This is a genomic window from Streptococcus orisasini (assembly GCF_001431045.1).
GTDB lineage: Bacteria > Bacillota > Bacilli > Lactobacillales > Streptococcaceae > Streptococcus > Streptococcus orisasini.
This window is the reverse complement of the sequence record NZ_BCLE01000029.1, coordinates 26675-48332: the sequence shown is the minus strand read 5'-3', so window position 1 is coordinate 48332 and position 21658 is coordinate 26675. Positions and strand designations below refer to the sequence as shown.

At 39.9% G+C, this 21658-nt stretch carries 18 protein-coding genes and 1 riboswitch; of the genes, 13 read left to right on the top strand and 5 right to left on the bottom strand.

Translation table 11 applies throughout. The features are described 5' to 3' along the window. Positions 1 to 94: 94 nt before the first annotated feature. The 8 genes from SCSH_RS05505 to SCSH_RS05470 all read left to right on the top strand — a co-directional run bounded on the left by SCSH_RS05505 (position 95) and on the right by SCSH_RS05470 (position 8862). The gene (locus SCSH_RS05505) at positions 95 to 1864 is read left to right on the top strand and encodes a PTS mannitol transporter subunit IIBC (protein WP_057490895.1); all 1770 of its coding nucleotides are present in this window, start codon (positions 95 to 97) and stop codon (positions 1862 to 1864) included. Between the two features lie 29 nt (positions 1865 to 1893). Beyond that, positions 1894 to 3852: a BglG family transcription antiterminator gene (locus SCSH_RS05500; protein ID WP_057490894.1), complete on the top strand. Its 1959-nt coding sequence runs from the start codon at positions 1894 to 1896 to the stop codon at positions 3850 to 3852. Between the two features lies 1 nt (position 3853). After that, positions 3854 to 4291 (top strand): PTS mannitol transporter subunit IIA, encoded by a 438-nt coding sequence (locus SCSH_RS05495; protein WP_057490893.1) that lies wholly within the window; start codon positions 3854 to 3856, stop codon positions 4289 to 4291. A 604-nt stretch (positions 4292 to 4895) separates the two neighbouring features. After that, complete coding sequence (locus SCSH_RS05490; RefSeq protein ID WP_057490892.1) at positions 4896 to 6044, top strand: mannitol-1-phosphate 5-dehydrogenase; 1149 nt, start codon at positions 4896 to 4898, stop codon at positions 6042 to 6044. Between the two features lie 141 nt (positions 6045 to 6185). Continuing rightward, positions 6186 to 6518, top strand: coding sequence for a zinc ribbon domain-containing protein YjdM (locus SCSH_RS05485; RefSeq protein WP_057490891.1), 333 nt, complete (start codon positions 6186 to 6188; stop codon positions 6516 to 6518). 208 nt (positions 6519 to 6726) lie between these two features. Next, positions 6727 to 7368, top strand: coding sequence for an amino acid ABC transporter permease (locus tag SCSH_RS05480; protein ID WP_057490890.1), 642 nt, complete (start codon positions 6727 to 6729; stop codon positions 7366 to 7368). A gap of 9 nt (positions 7369 to 7377) precedes the next feature. Next, the gene (locus SCSH_RS05475; protein ID WP_057490889.1) at positions 7378 to 8007 is read left to right on the top strand and encodes an amino acid ABC transporter ATP-binding protein; all 630 of its coding nucleotides are present in this window, start codon (positions 7378 to 7380) and stop codon (positions 8005 to 8007) included. Positions 8008 to 8028: 21 nt separating this feature from the next. Then, positions 8029 to 8862, top strand: coding sequence for an amino acid ABC transporter substrate-binding protein (locus SCSH_RS05470; RefSeq protein ID WP_057490888.1), 834 nt, complete (start codon positions 8029 to 8031; stop codon positions 8860 to 8862). 12 nt (positions 8863 to 8874) lie between these two features. Here SCSH_RS05470 and SCSH_RS05465 read toward each other — a convergent pair whose 3' ends face one another. Then, positions 8875 to 10077, bottom strand: coding sequence for a cation diffusion facilitator family transporter (locus tag SCSH_RS05465; RefSeq protein WP_057490887.1), 1203 nt, complete (start codon positions 10075 to 10077; stop codon positions 8875 to 8877). A gap of 84 nt (positions 10078 to 10161) precedes the next feature. After that, the gene (locus tag SCSH_RS05460; RefSeq protein ID WP_057490886.1) at positions 10162 to 11493 is read right to left on the bottom strand and encodes an alanine/glycine:cation symporter family protein; all 1332 of its coding nucleotides are present in this window, start codon (positions 11491 to 11493) and stop codon (positions 10162 to 10164) included. A gap of 114 nt (positions 11494 to 11607) precedes the next feature. Beyond that, positions 11608 to 11693: riboswitch (glycine riboswitch) on the bottom strand. 591 nt (positions 11694 to 12284) lie between these two features. Between SCSH_RS05460 and SCSH_RS05455 the strand changes: the two genes are divergently transcribed. From SCSH_RS05455 to SCSH_RS05435, 5 genes are all read left to right on the top strand, one after another. After that, complete coding sequence (locus tag SCSH_RS05455; RefSeq protein WP_057490885.1) at positions 12285 to 13601, top strand: FAD-containing oxidoreductase; 1317 nt, start codon at positions 12285 to 12287, stop codon at positions 13599 to 13601. A 186-nt stretch (positions 13602 to 13787) separates the two neighbouring features. Then, positions 13788 to 16067 (top strand): DNA helicase PcrA, encoded by a 2280-nt coding sequence (gene pcrA, locus SCSH_RS05450; RefSeq protein WP_057490884.1) that lies wholly within the window; start codon positions 13788 to 13790, stop codon positions 16065 to 16067. 194 nt (positions 16068 to 16261) lie between these two features. Next, the gene (locus SCSH_RS05445) at positions 16262 to 17542 is read left to right on the top strand and encodes an O-acetylhomoserine aminocarboxypropyltransferase/cysteine synthase family protein (protein WP_057490883.1); all 1281 of its coding nucleotides are present in this window, start codon (positions 16262 to 16264) and stop codon (positions 17540 to 17542) included. 184 nt (positions 17543 to 17726) lie between these two features. Beyond that, positions 17727 to 18440: a cytochrome c biogenesis CcdA family protein gene (locus tag SCSH_RS05440; RefSeq protein ID WP_057490882.1), complete on the top strand. Its 714-nt coding sequence runs from the start codon at positions 17727 to 17729 to the stop codon at positions 18438 to 18440. Positions 18441 to 18452: 12 nt separating this feature from the next. Beyond that, positions 18453 to 19025, top strand: a complete 573-nt coding sequence (locus SCSH_RS05435) for a TlpA family protein disulfide reductase (protein WP_057490881.1) — start codon at positions 18453 to 18455, stop codon at positions 19023 to 19025. A 164-nt stretch (positions 19026 to 19189) separates the two neighbouring features. Here SCSH_RS05435 and SCSH_RS05430 read toward each other — a convergent pair whose 3' ends face one another. Genes SCSH_RS05430 through SCSH_RS05420 form a run of 3 tightly spaced genes read right to left on the bottom strand, consistent with a single transcriptional unit; the run spans position 19190 to position 21563 of the window. After that, positions 19190 to 19918 (bottom strand): ABC transporter permease, encoded by a 729-nt coding sequence (locus tag SCSH_RS05430; protein WP_057490880.1) that lies wholly within the window; start codon positions 19916 to 19918, stop codon positions 19190 to 19192. After that, positions 19915 to 20655 carry an ABC transporter permease gene (locus SCSH_RS05425; protein WP_057490879.1) on the bottom strand — a complete coding sequence of 247 codons (741 nt, stop codon included), beginning with the start codon at positions 20653 to 20655 and terminating at the stop codon, positions 19915 to 19917. Before SCSH_RS05425 ends, SCSH_RS05430 begins: the two co-directional genes overlap by 4 nt. Then, on the bottom strand, positions 20655 to 21563 hold the full coding sequence (locus SCSH_RS05420) for an ABC transporter ATP-binding protein (protein ID WP_057490878.1): 909 nt from the start codon (positions 21561 to 21563) through the stop codon (positions 20655 to 20657). Before SCSH_RS05420 ends, SCSH_RS05425 begins: the two co-directional genes overlap by 1 nt. Positions 21564 to 21658: the final 95 nt, after the last annotated feature.

The window sequence follows — 21658 nt, the reverse complement described above, 5'->3', positions numbered from 1 at the left end:
AGTCATAAATGGCAAAAATTTTTTGCCAAAGTTTGAGTTTTATTAGAAAAAAGATGATGGTATAGTAGTCTTAGAATAAAAAGGAGGCGTTCTGATGGAACAAAAATCTTCATTGAAGGTTCGGATACAAAAACTAGGAACCTCATTATCAAATATGGTTATGCCTAATATTGGCGCCTTTATTGCTTGGGGGGTTGCAGCCTCTCTCTTCATCGCAACAGGCTATCTGCCAAATAAGGATTTGGATGCCAATGTTGTTGGACCGATGCTGAAGTATGTGCTGCCTCTCCTAATTGGTTATACTGGAGGGTATAATGTTCACAAGCAGCGCGGCGGTGTTATCGGTGCCATTGCTTCGTTCGGTGCCATTGCAGGGTCTACTGTAACCATGTTCATCGGTGCTATGGTTATGGGGCCGCTGTCAGCTTGGTTACTGAAGAAATTTGATGAAAAAGTTCAACCAAAAATCAAAACTGGTTTTGAAATGTTGGTTAATAACTTTTCACTTGGTCTAATTGGCTTTGCCTTGATGGTGCTTGCCTTCTTTATCATCGGACCGGTTGTTGCCCAATTAACAGAATGGGTAGGTATGGGAGTTGAAGCTATTGTCAAAGTTCACCTCTTACCTCTGGCTAACTTAATTATTGAACCAGCTAAGATTCTCTTCTTGAACAATGCACTCAACCACGGTATCTTTACTCCGCTTGGAACTGAACAAGTAGCCAAAGTTGGTAAATCTGTTCTCTTCTTGCTGGAAGCAAATCCAGGACCAGGTCTTGGTGTACTGATTGCCTATGCTACATTTGGCAAGGGATCTGCTAAATCCTCTTCTTGGGGAGCTATGATTATCCACTTCTTTGGCGGTATTCATGAAATCTACTTCCCATATGTTATGATGAAACCAGCTATGTTCTTAGCTGTTATTGCCGGCGGTCTGACTGGTACCTTTACTTTCCAAACACTGGGAGCTGGTTTGACAGCGCCTGCTTCACCGGGCTCAATCATCGCTATCATGGGAATGGCACCTAAAGGCTGGGGACCTCATTTGGTCGTTCTTGCCGGAGTCTTTGCAGCAGCCATTGTATCTTTCTTGGTAGGTTCGGTAATCTTGAAAGCTGATAAATCTGACGATGATTCTCTTGAAGCTGCACAGGAAGCTACTCAGGCAGCAAAAGCTGAATCTAAGGGACAAACAGTTCAAAGCGAACCGCTTAGTACAGACATTACAACGGACAATATTCATCAAATCATTTTTGCCTGTGACGCTGGTATGGGCAGTTCAGCTATGGGAGCATCTATTCTTCGCGATAAGGTGAAAAAAGCAGGTCTTGATATTCCTGTAACCAATCAGGCCATCTCTAATCTGCAAGATACAGCTAATACATTGATTGTGACGCAGGAAGAACTGGCTGACCGTGCAGGACAAAAAACGCCGCGTGCGGTACATGTTGCTGTAGATAATTTCCTGGCCACTCCAAAGTATGATGAAATTGTTGCAACCTTGACCAACAGCAGTGTTGCTCCTGAAGTCAGTGAGGTTTCTGCAGGAGAAGCTGACAGTACAGAAATTGATTTAAATCATGTTGATGCCGTCGTCTTTGCTTATGGCAAAGCTAAAGGTTCAGCAACTATGGGTCAAGAAACACTCCGCTCAATCTTTAAAAACAATGACATTAAAATTCCAGTTTCAACAGCAGCTTATCAAGATTTAAAAGACTACAATGCTAAAAACATTCTGGCTGTAACGACAATTGCGCATCAGGGAGAAGTACAGCAGTCAGCTCCTCATGCTCAGCTGTTAGTCGTTGACAGTCTGGTGACAACGCCGGAATATGATAAACTTGTTGCCAGAATGCATAAGTAAACCAAGCTAAAATATTGTATAATAAGTTTATGCTACTAACAAAAAGAGAAGAACAACTGTTGAAGGCTTTCCAGAATTATGGAAAGCTTTCAATAAAGCAGATAGCAGACTTGCTAAAGGTATCTCAGCGGACAGTTTATCGTATTATTTCTGACTTAACAGAGAGCCTTAACGCCATTAATGTTAGCATCATTAAAGAAAATCAGCACTATTTTTTGGCGGGGAATTTGGAAAATCTTGCTGATTTCTATCATCATCGATTAGATACTTATGAACAATATGAACGGCTGAATCTAATTACCTATAAGCTTTTGCTGGCTGCAGGCAGCATTACAAATGAGCAGCTGCAGGCGGATTTCAAGGTATCTAATGTGACTATCATTCAGGATATTGCTGAAATAGAGAAGCGTTTAGCTGACTTTAATGTATATTTAGAGCGCAAAAAAGGTTATCAGCTGCGGGGAAATAAGAATATTCTGCGGCGTTTGCTGGCTATTCTCTTGACTAATAATATTTCTGTTTCTGACTTTTGGGCTGAAAAATATGGGCATTTTACAGATTTTGATAGTCATAAACTTGCAATTGCCAAACAAATTTTTCAGACATCACAGACTGACCTGCCTGAGTTGGATGCAAAGATGAGTGAATTTTTCATCATTCTTTTAGCCTTATCCGGCTGGCAGGAAGGCGAGTCGGTAGGTCACAATATCAGCAAGGCTGCACTTGATTTTTCACAAACGATTTATACGGCTTTTTCTCAGCAGACCAATCAGTTTTATACGATTCAGGAAATTCTCTACTATGCTAGTGTGCTGGATGAATTGGTCATCAAAAGGCAGGAAACACCCCTCTTTCATGAAAAGTTTGACAGTGCCTTTTACTATAATATTTCCAATCTCATTGATAAGGTATCGCTTTACACTAAAATCAATTTTGTTAAGGATAAGACACTCTTTCATTTCTTGTTCAACCATATTCGTTTGAATTTAGCAGTTCCGCAGATTTTTGAAGATAAGGCCAATGTCAGTATTGCCCATGAAGCAGCAGCGGGGAATGACTATCTTCACCGGGTTGTCAGTCTCTTGGTTCAGGATATTTTCCCCAAATATTTGCAACGAGAGTCCGAGTATGAATTGATTACGTTGCATTTTGCTTCCAGTCTGAGGAGAAGTCCAGATATTTATCCCATTAAAATTTTGCTGTTGACAGATGAGCGTCCGCTTGCAAGAGAGCTTTTGATTACCCGTATCAAAACGATTGCTCCTTTTGTTGATAAAGTTGATGTTAAAGCTTTGAATCAGTATGAAGCAGCAGATCAGGATTATTATAACTGTATGCTTGCTACCAGTCCCTTGGCAGATGACAATGTTAAACACATTTCTGTATATCCCGATGCCAAAGAAATCTTGCAGCTCCAAGAATATTTGCAGGAGGTACAGGCCCACCAAAAAATCATTATCCATGATGAGCCTAAACTATCAGCTGGTTATGATTTACAGACTTATTTTGCAGCTGCCCAGCAGTTGCTGCAGGAATTTTCTTACCAAACGATTGACAATCCAGATCAGTTTGAAACCAGTGTTCCTGAAATCATTGATACCCTGAATATTGTTTCGGACAAAAAGTACCTATCGGATAAACTGTTGAATCGATTTGCAGTTAGTCCGCTGGCTATTCCGGAAACCAATCTGGCTCTTCTGCATACGCAGTCCAGCAAGGTAGAGAGGTCTTGTTTTAAAATCTATGATTTAAAAAGACCTGTCAAGGCACTTTCTATGAATTATCAGGAAGAAACTGTCAGTCGTATTTTAGTCATGCTGACCCGACTGGATGAATCACGGGAAATCAGAGATTTGATGACAGCTATTAGTCAGTCAATCATTGAAAATCACCTTTATACAGAAATCTATAAAACCGGTAATAAAGATATTATTTATCAATTATTAAACCAGATATTTACAGAAAAAATAAAGAAATTGGAGACCTAAGATGGAATTTCAAAAAGAGTTAATCAAACTGAATCAGCAGTTTGCAGATAAAGAAGAAGCCATCCGCTTTTGCGGTCAGCTCTTGCTTGATGGCGGCTATGTAGAGCCTGCTTATGTTGATGCCATGGTGCAGCGTGATAAAGAATTATCTGTTTACATGGGCAATTTCATTGCTATTCCGCACGGAACCGACGATGCTAAGAAAAATGTTCTTAAGTCCGGTATCACAGTTGTTCAGGTACCTGATGGCGTTAATTTTGGAACACCGGATAATCCTCAGGTTGCTACAGTTCTCTTTGGTATTGCCGGTATTGGTGATGAGCACCTGCAAATTATTCAGAATATCTCTATCTTTTGCGCAGATGTTGATAATGTTGTTAAATTGGCAGATGCACAGACAGAAGATGAAATTATTAAACTGTTGAGCAATGTAAAATAGACACGGGCTAAAAGCGTCGAGAAAAAGATAGCCTGCCTTATGCGCAAAGCGCGTGGCGTCAGGATCCTATTTTCTTCTCGCTTTCTTCACGCCCTTTGCGACACTTCGTTTGGTTAGTCGATTTTACTAACTTACTAACCAAGCGAAGTTAGTGGCAGAGGTAGCCAAGTCACAATGGTGATTGGCGTTTGTTATCAAGTGCAGAGCACTTAGATAACAATCCTCTGCCGTATCTTATGTAACTGAACACGAGCTGCGAGCTGTGTCAAAAAGATAGCTTCTCCCAGAGTCCTGTGACTCTTGGTCGAACCTCCAATTTTGACTTTGCTCGCTGACGTCCTTTGCGACACTTCGTTTGGTTAGTCGATTTTACTAACCAAGCGAAGTTAGTGGGAGAGGTAGCCAAGTCACAATGGTGATTGGCGTTTGTTATCAAGTGCAGAGCACTTAGATAACAACCCTCTGCCGTATCTTAGTAATTGAACACGGGCTAAAATCCTAGTAAAAAAGATAAACTTCCTTGTGTCTTGGGGACACAGCGTCAGTTTCCTATTTTTATACGGATTTCTTCACGCCCTTTGTATCTTAGTTAAAGGAGCATACCATGAAAAAAGCAGTACACTTTGGTGCCGGAAATATTGGGCGCGGTTTTATTGGACAAATTTTATTTGAAAACGGCTTTGCTATTGATTTTGTTGATGTCAATGACAAGATTATCAGTGCTCTCAATGAGCGGCACGCTTATGAAATTGAAATTGCTGAAGATGGCAAACGCCATATTGCTGTATCAAATGTTTCGGGAATTAACAATAAGGAGAATCCCCAAGCTGTTGTAGAAGCTGTAGCAGAGGCTGATCTAGTAACAACAGCTATTGGGCCAAACATTTTACCTTTTATTGCAGAATTGATTGCCCAAGGGATTGAAAAGCGCCGTGAAAACGACAATAAACAGCCGCTTGATGTTATTGCCTGTGAAAATATGATTGGAGGATCAAGCTTCCTTTGGGAAGAAGTGCAAAAGTATCTCAGTTCTGATGATCTTGCTTTCGCCAAAGACCATATCGGTTTTCCAAATGCAGCAGTTGACCGCATTGTGCCTGCTCAGATCCACGAAGATCCGCTCTTTGTTGTGGTTGAGCCTTTCTCGGAATGGGTTGTCGAAACAGCAGCTATGAAGAATCCTGATCTGAAGCTGTCAGCGGTTCACTATGAAGAAAATCTGGAACCGTTTATTGAAAGAAAACTGTTCTCAGTTAATTCAGGCCATGCAACAACAGCTTATACAGGCGCTTATTTTGGAGCTAAAACAGTCTTAGAAGCGCTTCAAAACCAGCAGGTTAAAGAGCAGGTCAAAGCTGTACTGGGAGAAATTCGTCAGCTCTTGATCGCTAAATGGGAGTTCAAGGAAGAAGAGCTGAAAGCTTATCACGACATTATCATCAGCCGTTTTGAAAATCCTTATATCGTTGATGATGTGGCGCGGGTTGCCCGTACACCAATTCGAAAATTAGGTTATGATGAACGCTTCATTCGCCCTATCCGCGAATTGAGAGAACGTCAATTATCTTATGACAATCTTTTAAAGACCGTTGCTTATGTTTTCCAATATAAAGATGAGACAGATGAACAAAGCGTTCAGCTGCAAAAACTCTTGCAGGAAAAACCTTTGGAAGATGTCATCAAAGAAGTAACAGGGCTAACAGATGAAGCCTTGGTACAAGAAATTGTAGCCAGTATTCAATCCTTAAAATAATAGTAAGAAGCAGCTGAAGCAATGACATTCAGTTGCTTTTTTAGGAGCAGCTTGGCTCGTCTGTCAATTGGGGATTTGGGGCTTGCCAAGCAGTGAAAACTCAGGTAAACTTAGATAGTAATAAAATAATAAGGAGTTTATATGTCTTTACCTAATTGTCCAGAGTGTCACTCAGAGTATGTTTATGAGGATGGCATTCTCTTAGTCTGCCCAGAATGTGCCTATGAATGGAATCCGGCAGAGGCTAAAGAGGATGAAGGAGTTATTGCTATTGATGCCAATGGCAACAAACTGGCTGACGGCGATACTGTCAGTTTGATTAAAGACCTCAAAGTTAAGGGAGCACCTAAGGATCTCAAGCAAGGAACACGTGTGAAAAATATCCGCATCGTTGAAGGTGATCACAACATTGACTGTAAGATAGACGGTTTTGGTGCCATGAAATTAAAATCGGAGTTCGTTAAAAAGCTGTAGATTGCGAAGTGTCTTTTAAATTAAAGGGGAAAGAGCAGGGGAATTTTCGATAAAAGGTATCGAAAAGCCACCTTGCTCTTATTTGCTTGCCTGTACTGAAGAGATTGATTTAGCTTGGCTGACAAAAGATACTTAAAGATTTAAATCTATCTATCAAATTTTCAGAAAATTTGATATAATAATAACGATTATCTTTACAGGAGAGATTATGTCTTATATATCGGAAGTTTTACCCAGTCTTTTAGATGGGGCGCTTATCACATTACAGGTCTTTTTTATTGTTATTATCTTATCTATTCCTTTAGGAGCTGTTCTTGCTTTTCTGATGCAGATTAAGTTCAAGCCTTTGCGCTGGCTTTTAAATCTTTATGTTTGGGTCATGCGCGGAACGCCGCTCCTTTTGCAGCTGATTTTCATTTATTATGTATTGCCCAGTGCAGGCGTCACTTTTGATCGGATGCCTGCAGCTATCTTGGCTTTTACGCTGAACTATGCGGCTTATTTTGCGGAAATTTTCCGCGGAGGTATTGAAGCCATTCCTAAGGGACAGTATGAAGCAGCAAAAGTATTAAAGCTGAGTCAGCTGCAGACAATCCGTTATATCATTCTGCCGCAAGTGGTTAAGATTGTTCTGCCCAGTGTTTTTAATGAAATTATTAACCTTGTCAAGGATTCCTCGCTGGTTTATGTTTTGGGTGTGGGCGATTTGCTTTTGGCCAGCAAAACAGCGGCCAACCGAGATGCAACCTTAGCACCGATGTTTATTGCTGGCGGTATCTATTTGATTTTAATTGGTATCGTTACTCTCTTATCTAAGTATGTTGAGAAGAAATTTAGCTATTACAAGTAAGGGTGAATCATGTTAGAATTAAAAAATATATCCAAGCGATTCGGTCAGAAAGTGATTTTTGATCAATTTAATTTAAGTATTCCGGAAGGCAAGATTTTATCCTTGGTGGGTCCGTCCGGCGGTGGGAAGACAACCCTTCTTAGAATGCTGGCAGGGCTGGAAAAAATTGATTCCGGTCAGGTCATCTATAATGACGAAGAGGTTCCCATAAATCATTTGGAAAATCGCAACTTGCTGGGCTTTGTCTTCCAGGATTTTCAGCTGTTTCCACATCTGACGGTTTTAGACAATTTAATTTTGTCGCCGACAAAAACAATGCATGAAGCAAAAGAAGAGGCCAAGCAAAAAGCTAGGGAGCTTTTGAAACGGCTAGGATTGCAGGAGCATGAAAATGCCTATCCTTATTCCCTATCAGGCGGGCAAAAGCAGCGGGTAGCTTTGGCGCGTGCCATGATGGTTAATCCTAAAATTATTGGCTATGATGAACCGACCAGTGCTCTTGACCCGGAGCTGCGTCAGGAAGTGGAAAAGCTGATTTTACAAAATCAGGAAATAGGAATTACGCAGATTGTTGTCACGCATGATATGCAGTTTGCCCAAAACATCTCTGATGAGATCATCAAAATCAATCCAAAATAAAAAGAAAGTTTAGGTAGTAACATGACATTAAAAAAAGCAGCAGCGGTTTTTCTAGCTTTTCTGGCAGCAGTAACCTTGATTGCCTGCGGTAAAAAAGATACTAATGCTAAGGATAACTGGAAGACGTTTGAATCGAAAAAGACCATTACCATTGGTTTTGACAACACTTTTGTTCCTATGGGCTTCAAGGATAAAAACGGGAAAAATGTTGGTTTTGACGTTGATTTAGCCAATGCAGTATTTGCTGAGTATGGTATCAAGGTCAAATGGCAGCCCATCAACTGGGATTTAAAAGAAACCGAGTTAAAAAACGGTAAGATTGATCTCATTTGGAACGGCTATTCAAAAACCAAAGAACGTGCCCGTAAGGTCAGTTTTACAGAACCTTACATGAAAAATGATCAGGTTCTTGTGGCTAAAAAATCTTCCGGCATTGCCAGCTTTGCCGACATGAAGGGCAAGGCTTTAGGAGCGCAGTCAGGTTCATCTGGTTACGATGCTTTTACAGCCAATCCTAAGGTTTTAAAGGATATTGTCAAGGATAATGATGCAACCCAGTATGAAACCTTTACACAAGCTTTTATCGATTTAAAAAATGACCGCATCGACGGCCTCCTGATTGACCGCGTCTATGCCAACTACTATCTCAAACAGGAGCAAGAACTGGATAACTATAATATTATTAAAGGAAAATATGCCAGCGAAGATTTCTCAGTCGGCGTTCGCAAATCTGATAAGACCTTGGTTAAAAAGATCAACCAAGCCTTTGAGAAACTGTATAAAGACGGCAAATTCCAAGAAATTTCTCAAAAATGGTTTGGCGAAGACGTCGCAACTAAAGCAATAAAAAAATAAGTCCTGCGGGGCTTATTTTTTTGGTATTTCAATTGGTGTGATTTGATGGTAAATAACCCGCCAATTCTCATGGCGGCGCCAAAGACTTGTATGTCGGTGATTATCCAATTCGTAAGTAATTAGCTTTGTTTTTTGGCTGATAGAAATCATTTTAAAGTAGCTGAATTGATTTGCCCGACTTGGCCGAGAACTTAGGAATTCTTCTTTTGTGTTAACGTGTCCCTTCTCATCAATTAAAATAAACTGCTCTGCCAGAAGCGGTTCATAGTCAGGAATTTTAGATAAAATAATCTTTTCATATTTATAAAGTTTATGATAGACATTTTCAAAGATTTCATCTTCAGGGATAGCGGCTGGTTCAACGTGTATGTCAATATCATAGACATTGAAGCGCTTTTGCAGCAGGTTTTCAACTTTTTCTGTGATGGCATGACTTTCATATACGGATAAATCAGGATTCATTTCTAAAACCAAATCCAAATAAACATTGCTGCCATAAGTACGGCCGCGCTGGGACTTAACTGCTGAAATTTTAGGAATTTCTAAAATAGCTTTTTCATACTCTTGCAGCTGCTTGTCATCAAAACCATCAGAAAGGCTAAAGGCACTGGTCATAAAAATATCATAGGCTGTTTTTAAAATTAAGAAAGTGATGATGACCGCCGCAACTTTATCAATAATAGGCAGGCTAAAGCTGCTGGCAATAATAGCAATGGTTGTTCCCAATGACGTTAAAGCATCAGATAGATTGTCTTTTGCTGCTGCTTTTAGCGCACCTGAATGAAGTTGCTTAGCCAATCTAAGGTTATAACTGTAAACCATAAGCATAAAGGCAGCCGATATAAGACCGACAAAAGCTGCCACAGGATCAACCCTGACTTGATCATTGTTGAGCAGCTTATTGATCGTCTCAAGAAGTACCTGAAAACCAACGGTAAACATGATGAAAGATGTCACCAAGCTGGCCAAATCTTCTATTTTCCAATGGCCAAATTTATGGTCACTGTCTGCAGGCCTGCTTGCTAAGTGCAGACCAATCAAAATAGTGACATTCCCTACAATATCAGAAGCATTGTTGAAACCATCGGCTGTCAGGGATGCCGAATGCAAAAAGTGGCCAGCAAGAAGCTTAAATACGGTTAATAATAAATAAACAATGATACTGACAACAGGACCACGTTGTGCCAGTTTGAGATTATCTGCTGGTGTCGCCATGATGTTCTCCCAAAAAGTATTAATAGTCCTTATTATAGCACGTTTAGTGCAAAACAAAAACCATTAAAAAATGGTTTTTGCGATTTAATGTTTACTGTTAAAGTAGAGCTTTGTCTCTTTTATAATAATAGGTGAGAGCGCAAGCAAAGCAACCAAGTTTGGCAGAGCCATCAGACCATTGACGATATCTGCAATAATCCAGATCAATTCTAATTTGAGGAAGCCTCCAAGGCTGACCATAACAACGAAAATGGTTCTATATACAGAAATGTATTTTGTTCCAAAGAGAAACTCAAAACAGCGCTCACCATAATAAGACCAACCAAGAATAGTGGTAAAAGCAAAGAGAACCAAGCAAAGCGTTAGGGCAACGGCTCCCGGTGCTCCAAAAACTGTTGAAAATGCGGATTGGGTCAAAGGAGCCCCTTCAAGTCCTGCAACTGTCCATTTGCCGGTTACCAAGATAGACATGCCTGTTAAAGTACAGATGATCAAAGTATCAATAAAGGTTCCTGTCATTGATATAAGCCCCTGCTCAACAGGCTGCTCTGTTTTAGCGGCAGCAGCAGCAATCGGAGCAGATCCGAGTCCAGATTCATTGGAGAAAACACCACGGGCAATTCCTTTTTGAATAGCTTCTTTGACAACAGCTCCAGTAAATCCGCCGACAGCAGCGGTTCCGGTAAAAGCTCCAGTAAAGACTGCCTTCAAGGCTGGTATAATTTGATTGGCATTGGCGAAAATGACAGTCAAGGTTGCAATGATGTAGATAATTGCCATGAAGGGAACAATTTTTTCAGAAACCTTAGAAATAGACTGAATACCGCCAAAGATGATAATGGCAACGATAAGAGCGATAATGATACTGACAATTTTTGGCGAAAAATGAAAACTGTTTTCGAGCGATGATGTAATAGAGTTTACCTGAGAAAAAGTTCCGATTCCTAAGAAGGCAACAAGAATACCCGCAAGGGCAAAGAAAACAGCTAAAGGTTTCCAGCGTTTGCCCATTCCGTTAGTGATATAGTACATTGGACCGCCGGAAATTTCGCCATTAGCATCTTTTGAACGGTACTTAATAGCAAGCAAACCTTCGGCATACTTGGTTGCCATTCCAAAGAAGGCAGCGATCCACATCCAAAAGAGAGCACCAGGCCCGCCTGCTTTAATGGCTGTGGCAACACCAACGATATTTCCAGTTCCGACAGTTGCCGCAAGAGCCGTTGCCAAGGCAGCAAAACTTGAGATGTCGCCTTCTCCCTTGTCATCAGCAAAAATAAGCTTAAAAGCTTTAGGAAGTTTTAAAATCTGCAAAAGCCCAAGCCGAAGACTAAGATAAATCCCAGTCCCCACCAAGAGGATCAGCAAAGGTGCTCCCCAAACAAGGTTGTCAAGGGCCGTAAAAAAGTCCAACATGAAAAACAATCTCCTTTGATGATTGCGCGTTTGTCATAGAAAAAAGAAGCTGCCTGCAGACAACTTCTGTGAGTAAGGGGATAAGCGGAAATGTATTAGAAAAACATCAAAAGCCACTTATCTTCTGTCCTTTTGCCTGAGAGATTGAGCATATGCCTTGCCCCTTCGGCGCCTAAAAAGGTCTCTCCAGAAGTCCGTCAGTTTATCAGTCCTGTCATAAGACACCTGAAAGTATTACTCCTTCGGTGAAAGATGCTGGGCATCTTTTCTCTCCTGAAAAACGTCAATCGGTTTTTAATTTTTAAATATGATAGATTTATAGTATAACAAAAGTCGAATGATGTCAAGGCAGCTTTCCGGCTTTTTTGGTTAAAAACCGAATGATTAGTAAAAATACTAATTTTAGCTTGAAGAAAACGTCCTTTTTCTTTGATACTTCCTTAAGTGATGTCGGACAGTAGCGACTTCCTAAGGAATTCCATGCCTAAACTTTGAGCCACGGTCTCAAAATTTCCAAGTGTTAGAATTGGCTTAAATTCACCATTTCTGACACTTTCATCACGGCGGAAGTATCCTTTAAACTCGTTTGCGTTCGTGGAATTTATATGGTAGTCTGCAGACTTCTTTGCTGATCAAGGTAGGCAAATGGAGATTTGTCTACAGTCTGTGATTAGTAAAAATACTGATTTATTTTTACTAGCCTGTTGTTTAATGTTTGATTCCGTAGCAGATTTCAGACAATCTCCTTGCAACTTGGTAAAATAATATCATTAGATAAAAAGGAGAAAAAAATGAAAACATATGATTTATTAGTTATTGGTTTTGGCAAGGCTGGAAAAACTCTGGCAGCTAAAATGAGTGGCTTAGGCAAGAAGGTAGCACTGGTAGAAAAGGATGCACAGATGTATGGCGGAACCTGCATCAATGTTGCCTGTATTCCGACAAAAACTTTGATTCATGCAGCTGAGGAAAACCTATCTTTCGCTCAAGCCATGGCGCTGAAAGATACAGTCACAGCACGCCTGCGCCAAAAAAATCAAGCTGCGCTTACAGGCGCGGGAGTAGATCTCTATACAGCCAAGGCCAAATTTATTTCAAATAAAGTGGTGGAAATCTCTGTCGGTGATGAGCGTGAGCAGTTGAGCGCTGACGTCATTGTCATCAATACAGGTGCCGTTTCTAACCACCTGCCTATTGAAGGCTTGGCAGAAAGCCGCCATGTCTATGACAGCACAGGCATTCAGCAGTTGGAGAGTCAGCCTGAGCGTCTGGGGATTATTGGCGGCGGCAATATTGGTTTAGAATTTGCTAGTCTCTATGCCAATTTAGGCAGTCAGGTAACTGTACTTGAAAATTCACCGATGATTCTGGGACGTGCTGATGAAGCAGTGGCGCAGCTGGCGAAATCCTATTTGGAAGAAGACGGGGTTCGTTTTGTTTTAGCTGCTCAAGTGGAAAAGGTGAGCAACCAAGGCGATGCGGTGCTTGTTAAGACAAGCGACCAAACTTATGAATTTGACGCACTCCTTTATGCTACAGGACGAAAACCTAATGTAGAGGACTTAGGACTTGAAAATACTGATATCCAATTAACTGAGCGCGGAGCTATTCAAGTGGATGATTTCTGTGAGACGAGTGTCAAAAATGTTTATGCAGTAGGCGATGTTCACGGGGGACTTCAATTTACCTACACCTCGTTGGATGATTTCCGAATTGTATTTGGCAAATTGACTGGCAAGGGCCATTACAGCTTAAAAGAGCGCCGCAATGTACCTAATACCGTCTTTATTAATCCACCTTTGTCTCAGGTTGGTTTGACTGAAAAAGAAGCTCAGGCTGCAGGTCTGCCTTATCAGAGCAAGGAGTTGCCTGTTGCCAATATGCCGCGCGCCCATGTCAACAATGACCTGCGCGGTCTCTATAAGGTGGTTGTTCATTCAGAAACTAAGGAAATTCTCGGAGCAACTCTTTTTGGCCAAGCTTCTCAGGAAAATATTAATCTGATTAAGATGGCCATGGACAATAAGATTCCATATACCTATCTTAAAAATCAAATTTTCACCCATCCGACAATGGCTGAAAACCTAAATGATGTATTTAATTTTTAGAAAGAGGGGCAACTCTCTTTTTCTTTTTAGCTTTAAAAATGGTACAATAGACAGGCACGATTATAGTAAAGAAAGGAATGGACAACAAAAGTCAGATTTTGCTGCTTGTGCAAAAAGGCGCATGACCTTGCTTGCATAGGACTGTGGCTACAGGAAAGCTCAAAAACTGACTCTTGCTTAAGTATAATGAATCCTTTATTAAATGGAATGAATGATAAGCAGGCAGAGGCCGTTAAAACAACAGAAGGACCACTGCTGATTATGGCAGGTGCTGGTTCGGGAAAGACTCGTGTCTTGACTCACCGCATTGCCTATTTAATTGATGAGAAATTTGTTAATCCTTGGAATATCTTAGCTATTACCTTTACCAATAAAGCAGCGCGTGAGATGCGAGAACGGGCTATGCTGCTGAATCCGGCGACCAGTGACACTTTGATTGCGACCTTTCACTCCATGTGTGTGCGAATTTTGCGCCGCGATGCAGATCATATCGGCTATAACCGCAATTTTACCATTGTAGATCCTGGAGAGCAGCGTACGCTCATGAAGCGGATTATGAAGACTCTTAACCTTGATCCCAAAAAGTGGAATGAGCGGGCGATTTTAGGCACCATTTCCAACGCCAAAAATGATTTGCTTGACGAAATAGCTTATGAAAACAAGGTGGGGGATGTGTACACCCAAATTGTGGCCAAATGTTATAAGGCTTATCAGGAAGAATTGCGCCGCAGTGAAGCCATGGATTTTGATGATTTAATCATGCTGACCCTGCGACTCTTCGATAAAAATCCTGATGTATTGGCCTACTATCAGCAACGTTATCAGTACATCCATGTGGATGAATACCAAGATACCAACCATGCCCAATATCAGTTGGTTAAACTCTTAGCTTCGCGCTTTAAAAACATCTGCGTGGTCGGCGATGCAGATCAGTCTATCTATGGCTGGCGCGGTGCTGATATGCAAAATATTCTTGATTTTGAGAAGGATTATCCTGAAGCCAAAGTTGTACTCTTGGAAGAAAATTACCGCTCGACGAAAAAAATTCTGCAGGCGGCTAATGATGTCATCAAACATAACCGTAATCGCCGTGATAAGAAGCTCTGGACACAAAATGATGATGGAGAACAGATTGTTTATTATCGGGCAGATGATGAACGAGATGAGGCTGTTTTTGTTGCTACGACTATTGATAATGTTATCCGTGAAATGGGTAAGAACTTCAAAGATTTTGCTGTCCTTTACCGTACAAATGCCCAATCTCGTACCATTGAAGAAGCTCTGCTCAAATCTAACATTCCTTATACCATGGTTGGCGGTACCAAATTCTACAGCCGCAAGGAAATTCGTGATGTTATTGCTTATTTGAATGTCATTGCTAACACGGCTGACAATATCTCTTTTGAACGTATTGTCAATGAACCTAAGCGCGGTGTTGGGCCTGGTACTTTGGAAAAAATCCGTACCTTTGCCAACTTGCAGAATATGAGCCTGCTAGAGGCTTCAGAAAATATCATGCTCTCTTCTATTAAGGGTAAGGCTGTACAAGCTGTCTATGAATTGGCTCGTATTATTATGGATTTGCGATCTAAACTAGATCACTGCAGTATTACAGAAGTCGTTGAAGAAGTTCTTGACAAGTCCGGTTATCTTGAGGCCTTAGAAATCCAAAAGACTTTGGAAAGCCAGGCACGGATTGAAAACATTGAAGAATTTCTTTCCGTTACCAAAAATTTCGATGAGACAACTGATGATATTCCTGAAAATGAAACAGGCCTTGAAAAATTAAGTCGCTTTCTGAATGATTTGGCTTTGATTGCTGATACTGATGAAGGTGATACCGAAGCATCTGAGGTAACCTTGATGACTCTGCATGCCGCTAAAGGTTTGGAATTTCCAGTAGTCTTTCTCATTGGGCTTGAAGAAGGTGTTTTTCCTCTGTCACGCGCCCTTGAAGAAGAAAGTGAGCTGGAAGAAGAGCGCCGTCTAGCCTATGTTGGTATCACACGGGCCGAGCAAATGCTTTTTATCACTAATGCTAATTCTCGTACACTTTACGGGCGTACCAGCTACAATCGTGAAAGCCGCTTCATTCAGGAAATTTCAGAAGATTTATTGGCACATCAAGGCTTGGCACGCCCTGCAGCAAGCTCCTTTAAAGTCAGTTATGCTGATGACAGGCCTGTCAAATTTGGTCAGGGAATGAGTCTAGCTCAGGCTTTGCAGGCTCGAAAAGCTGCTTCGCAGCCTCAAAGACCTCAGCCTTCTTATCCTAGTGCTCTAGGAAATCAAGCAGACCAAATTGATTGGCAGATCGGTGATATTGCCCATCATAAAAAATGGGGAGATGGTACAGTCTTAGAAGTTTCAGGCAGCGGAAAAAATCAAGAGCTTAAAATTAAGTTCCCAGAAGTTGGCCTAAAAAAATTGCTGGCCAGTGTTGCGCCGCTTGATAAAAAAGAATAGTAAAACAAGCAGGTTAAAGAGTTGTGATGTTCCGACAATCACAGCTCTTTAGCCTGCTTATTTGCTTCATTCAAAGAATTTCATAAAAGTCCTCCTATAGTTTAAAACTATAAGCCAAGATAAGTAATAGGAAATGGTCATTTGGCAAATAATGGAGTAGAATGGAACTAATTAATAGTAAAAGGAGAGCTTCCATGACTCGAGAATTTTCTTTTGAAACCCTACAATTGCATGCCGGACAGACAGTTGATCCTACGACAAAATCACGAGCAGTGCCAATCTATCAGACAACATCTTATGTTTTTAATGATGCCCAAGATGCTGAAGATTCTTTTGCCCTTCGTACACCAGGCAACATTTATACACGGATTACCAATCCGACAACAGCTGTTTTTGAAGAGCGAATGGCTGCTCTTGAAGGTGGTGTTGGCGCGCTGGCGACTGCTTCAGGAATGGCTGCCATCACTTATACAGCCTTGGCTTTAGCACATGCAGGAGATCATATTATTTCAGCGACAACTGTTTACGGCGGAACCTTTAATCTACTCAAAGAAACCTTGCCACGTTATGGAGTTACAACTAGCTTTGTTGATGTGGATGATTTCATCCAAATAGAAGAAGCTATTCAAGATAATACCAAGTTTATCATTGCTGAAACCTTGGGGAATCCTCTGGGAAATGTTGCTGACCTTGAAAAGCTTGCTGAGATTGCCCATCGCCATAATATTCCGCTGGTCATTGACAATACCTTTGGAACACCTTATTTAATCAATGTTTTTTCTTACGGTGTTGATATTGCAGTTCACTCAGCGACTAAATTTATCGGCGGACACGGAACATCTATTGGCGGCGTCATTGTTGATTCCGGGAATTTTGATTGGGAAAAATCAGGTAAATTTCCGCAGTTTGTAGAACCAGATCCTTCTTATCATGACATCAGCTATACTCGTGATATCGGAAAAGCAGCCTTTGTAACAGCAGTGCGTACGCAATTGCTGCGCGATACTGGCGCTTGTATCTCTCCTTTCAATGCTTTTCTCTTGCTGCAAGGTCTGGAAACCTTGTCACTTCGTGTTGAGCGTCATGTGGAAAATGCTAAAAAGGTTGCGCAGTATCTAGAAAATCATCCTAAAGTTACCAAGGTTAACTATGCCAGCCTACCATCGAGTCCTTATCATGATTTGGCCCAAAAATACCTGCCTAAGGGCGCCAGCTCTATCTTTACCTTCAATGTGGCCGGAGGAGCAGAGGCTGCCCGCAAGGTCATTGACAGCCTTGAAATCTTCTCTGATTTGGCTAATGTAGCTGATGCTAAATCATTAGTTGTCCATCCAGCGACGACTACCCATGGTCAAATGACTGAAGAAGACTTACGTGCCTGTGGTATTGAGCCTGAACAGATTCGTGTTTCTATTGGTTTGGAAAATGCCAATGATTTGATTGAAGATTTACGCTTGGCACTTGATAAAATTTAAAGAAGACAAGTTTTTGAACAGTGTCGTTATTTTATATAAAATGGTTTTAATTTGTAATCTCTCTTTAAAGTTTAAGAGAGATTTTTTGATATAATGAAAAAATAAGAATAACAGCCTATGACAGGATAAAAGGACTCTATCCAATCCTTGTCTTTGTTCTATTAATTTATAGAATGGATAGCATATGAATCTTCAAAATATTACGATTTTGACATTGTTTGTTGAAGGCCTTCTATCGTTTTTCTCCCCTTGTGTTTTACCTATCTTACCAGTCTACATTGGTATTTTGGCTGGTCAGGGAGAGGAGCAGCAATCTGGAGAAATGGTTTGGAATAGACAAAAAGTCTTTACGAATACTTTCTTGTTTATTTCTGGTATAGCAGTAACCTTTTTTATTTTAGCTTTTGCCAGCAGTCTTATTAGTCGTTTTTTTCAAAGTCATATCCATTTTCTTAAAAATTTGGGTGGGATTTTAATTTTTATAATGGGATTGATCCAGATTGGACTTATTAAATCGCGCTTTTTTACCAGAGAATTTTCAGTTAAAAATAAGGTCTATCAAACAGGTCAGAGAGTAACTCCCTTAATTGCTTTTTTAATGGGATTTACCTTTAGTTTTTCTTGGACACCTTGTATTGGTCCGATTTTGGCCAGTGTCTTCTTATATGCCAGTACGCATCAAGGCCTTTACAGTGTTCTGCTGATTTTGATCTACTGTTTAGGATTTGTTATTCCTTTTGCCTTAATAGCAGTCTTTTCACAGAAGATATTGACTATTTTTAAAAAGCAAAAACGATTTTTAAAGTATACTAAGCTTATATCAGGAATTCTTCTTATTCTGATTGGAATATCTATTTTAACCGGTTCATTTGCTAGATTAGCTCGTTTATTAACTTAAAAGGAGATAATAATGAAAAAAATTATTTTACCTCTAGTGCTTGCTACAATGCTTTTGGGAGCATGTTCTAATAATCAAACAAAGTCATCTTCATCATCAGAAAAAACTAGTCAGAAACATCAAACTGAAAAAACAGTTAAAAACCCAGCTCCTAGTTTTAAATTGAAGGATGACAAAGGGAAAACGGTTAGTTTAGATGATTATAAGGGAAAAAAGGTTTATATTAATGTTTGGGCAACTTGGTGTGGACCTTGCATGCGGGAAATTCCAGGTTTAGAAAAAGTCTATCAAACTTATAAAAATAAAAAAGATTTTATTTTCTTATCGGTAACATCACCAAATGATTCTAAATATGAAAACAACGATCCCATTGATGAGGATGAGAGCACTATCTTATCCAAGGCTGAAGATGAAGGAATTACCTACCCAATTCTTTACGATTATCAGGATAATTTTGCACAGGCATATGGAGTTCGCTCTGTTCCAACCCATATCTTTATCAATAGTGATGGCAGCCTTTTAGAAAATATTGCAGGAGGTCTGGATGAGAGCTCTCTTGAATATTATTTGAAAAAATTGAAGTAATTATACCAGTTTGTTTATCTCATATCCAGACTAAAGTCACAAATGAAAAAGTGAGAAAAGACCTTGTATTAAGGGATTTTTCTCATTTTTGTTTTATGCTGGACATTTTAAGGACCTATGTTGCTACATATGGATCTCCAATAATTATTATTGTGAAATGCTAATCAGATGAACCTCTTTTTAAGCTCTCTAACTGCTAGTCCATAAAATAAACAAACATAGCCTATATTACATGTTAAGAATAGAATAAATTCCGGCAGGGTAAAGGCTGCCAAAGCACGAGTGCGAAGACCTACTACAATTTGGGTATAGGGAAAGACAGCAAACAGACTTTCTCCGATAAAAAGGGTCATGAGACCTGTCATTGCTAAGATAGCTGAGATAAGGATTGGTACTGCAAAGTTTTTCAGACGAACACTGATAAAAACTTGGCTAGTAACGATGGTAACACTTCCTAACCAGCCTGTGATAGACCAGATTAAAAAGTTTGGCAGAGAACTGATAAAGGGTACTTTCAAAACGACAGCACTAAGAATGTAGAAGAAAAGCAGCAATAATTGACTGATGGCCGTAACGATAGATAAACTAGCGATTTTTGATAAAATAATGCGGCTGGGTTTGATGGGAATAGTCAAGAGGCGCTGCCAGTTCTTATTAGCTTCCTCAAATTGACAAGAGGTAGAGCAGATGATTCCAATCAAAATAGGAGTGAAAATCTGTGATGCATAGAAGACTGTTTGTCCCCAAAGAATAAGAGCTTCCGTCCCATCAACAAGGAACTTGCGATTAAGAGCAAAAATCATTGTTCCCAATAAGGTTCCAACAAGGTTGAAAAAGATGAGTATTATCGGAATCGCACTTTTTTTGATTTTCTTAAATTCAAATGTCATCATAATAAATCTGCCTTTCTGATAAGTCTTTTACTGATAAAGACAGCTAAAAGAATGATAAGCAGCAGAGCAACTAATTTAAAGGGATAGTTATTGTCGTATTGAAAAAGATATGTGTGAGCACCTGTTATCCGCTTAGCCATTCCCATCATAGAGAAGTATTGCCAAGGGACAAAGAAACGAATAGGCAAGGGCAAGGCGCTAATACCGACAAATGATAAGAAAGCACCAATTAAGCCTGTCACTACCGTCACACTTGGCTTTTGATAGATAAAGGCTAAGCAAAGATGGAGGCAGGATAAGAAAATACAGACTAAAAAAGTTGTCAGCAAAGAAAAAGTTAATTGAAGAGAACTTACATTGATTTGTGCAGCTTGAATGATAAATTTCAAAAAAATGGTTTGTAACAAACTGACCACAAAGGCAAAAATGGCCATCAAAGTTAGCTTTGCCTTAAAAAGCTGCCAAGGACTTTCGTTGCTGGTTTGCAGCAGTTTAAAAGTTTTGCCTAAGTGTTCCAGTTCAAGTAACCTAGAAGCTAAAACTGAAATAAAAAGCGGTAGGATGAGGTCGTTCATGTAGGCCATATCATAGATGGCATTATAGCTTCTATGCGTTTTAACCAGTTCATAATTGATAACAACACCACTCCAGACCAATCCTACGATAATAATGACAACCAAGGACAGCAAGAAAGATCGTCTTTTTAATTTGGTAAATTCTAATCGTAGATTGAGCATTATGAGACACCTCCTTTGCGACCTGTCATATCAAGGAAGACATCTTCCAATGATTTGCGAACCATGCGAACTTGGTAAATATCAATATCATTTTTAACCAAGAGTCTGATAGCAAAAGCTATATTAGCCTTACGTTTATCATTGATAATCAATTCCTTTTCATCATCAAGAATAAAACCTTTAGATATTAGCATTTTTTTAGCTCTTGCATCATCATTTGTTTCAAAAAGATATTTTTCATCTTCTTCAAGATCAGCTAAACGGCCTTCAAAAAGCAGTTTTCCTTTATTGATAATACCGACAGTTGTTGCCATCTGTTCAATCTCTGACAGAATATGGCTGGAAATAATGACTGTCATATCATATTTTTGGGGCAAAGATTTAATCAATTCGCGAATTTCCTGAATACCAGCAGGATCCAGTCCATTAGTTGGTTCATCTAGAATTAGAAGTTTGGGAAATTTGACAATGGCCAAGGCAATTCCCAGACGCTGTTTCATACCCAGTGAGTAATTTTTAACCAGCTTATCCTTTTGATCGTAAAGTTTGACAATCTTCAAAACCTTGTCAATATTTTCCTTGGGGAGTTTAAGTAAACGCTGAATGATTTGCAAATTTTCGTAGCCGGTCAGATTGGCATAATAAGAAGGTTCTTCAATGAGGGAACCCACATTTGAAAGCAATGCATTTTGATTGCTCTTAAAATTTTTGTTAAAAAGTTTAATGGAGCCGTGTGTTGGCTGCAGCAAGCCCAAGAGCATTTTCATGACAGTACTCTTACCAGCACCATTGGGTCCTAGGAAACCGTAAATTTCATTTTTTCTGACATGAATAGATAGCTGATTAACAGCTAGTTCACCTGAAAAATCCTTACTTAATTGCTCGGTTTCAATGATATAATTGTTCATTTTGCTTCTCCTTTAAATTGTTTAAGACGATGTCTTTGTCTTTTTGATGCTTTCATTATAGTGAAGTTTCTTTATCTTAACCTGCTCCTTACCTT

Bases quoted from the DNA above. Each gene is read 5' to 3' on its own strand.
- SCSH_RS05495 (WP_057490893.1), top strand. From the start codon at position 3,854: ATGGAATTTCAAAAAGAGTTAATCAAACTGAATCAGCAGTTTGCAGAT.
- SCSH_RS05425 (WP_057490879.1), bottom strand. From the start codon at position 20,655: ATGCTCAATCTACGATTAGAATTTACCAAATTAAAAAGACGATCTTTC.
- SCSH_RS05490 (WP_057490892.1), top strand. From the start codon at position 4,896: ATGAAAAAAGCAGTACACTTTGGTGCCGGAAATATTGGGCGCGGTTTT.
- SCSH_RS05460 (WP_057490886.1), bottom strand. From the start codon at position 11,493: ATGTTGGACTTTTTTACGGCCCTTGACAACCTTGTTTGGGGAGCACCT.
- SCSH_RS05430 (WP_057490880.1), bottom strand. From the start codon at position 19,918: ATGATGACATTTGAATTTAAGAAAATCAAAAAAAGTGCGATTCCGATA.
- SCSH_RS05470 (WP_057490888.1), top strand. From the start codon at position 8,029: ATGACATTAAAAAAAGCAGCAGCGGTTTTTCTAGCTTTTCTGGCAGCA.
- SCSH_RS05480 (WP_057490890.1), top strand. From the start codon at position 6,727: ATGTCTTATATATCGGAAGTTTTACCCAGTCTTTTAGATGGGGCGCTT.
- SCSH_RS05485 (WP_057490891.1), top strand. From the start codon at position 6,186: ATGTCTTTACCTAATTGTCCAGAGTGTCACTCAGAGTATGTTTATGAG.
- SCSH_RS05500 (WP_057490894.1), top strand. From the start codon at position 1,894: ATGCTACTAACAAAAAGAGAAGAACAACTGTTGAAGGCTTTCCAGAAT.
- pcrA (WP_057490884.1), top strand. From the start codon at position 13,788: ATGAATCCTTTATTAAATGGAATGAATGATAAGCAGGCAGAGGCCGTT.
- SCSH_RS05505 (WP_057490895.1), top strand. From the start codon at position 95: ATGGAACAAAAATCTTCATTGAAGGTTCGGATACAAAAACTAGGAACC.
- SCSH_RS05420 (WP_057490878.1), bottom strand. From the start codon at position 21,563: ATGAACAATTATATCATTGAAACCGAGCAATTAAGTAAGGATTTTTCA.
- SCSH_RS05440 (WP_057490882.1), top strand. From the start codon at position 17,727: ATGAATCTTCAAAATATTACGATTTTGACATTGTTTGTTGAAGGCCTT.
- SCSH_RS05475 (WP_057490889.1), top strand. From the start codon at position 7,378: ATGTTAGAATTAAAAAATATATCCAAGCGATTCGGTCAGAAAGTGATT.
- SCSH_RS05455 (WP_057490885.1), top strand. From the start codon at position 12,285: ATGAAAACATATGATTTATTAGTTATTGGTTTTGGCAAGGCTGGAAAA.
- SCSH_RS05465 (WP_057490887.1), bottom strand. From the start codon at position 10,077: ATGGCGACACCAGCAGATAATCTCAAACTGGCACAACGTGGTCCTGTT.
- SCSH_RS05435 (WP_057490881.1), top strand. From the start codon at position 18,453: ATGAAAAAAATTATTTTACCTCTAGTGCTTGCTACAATGCTTTTGGGA.
- SCSH_RS05445 (WP_057490883.1), top strand. From the start codon at position 16,262: ATGACTCGAGAATTTTCTTTTGAAACCCTACAATTGCATGCCGGACAG.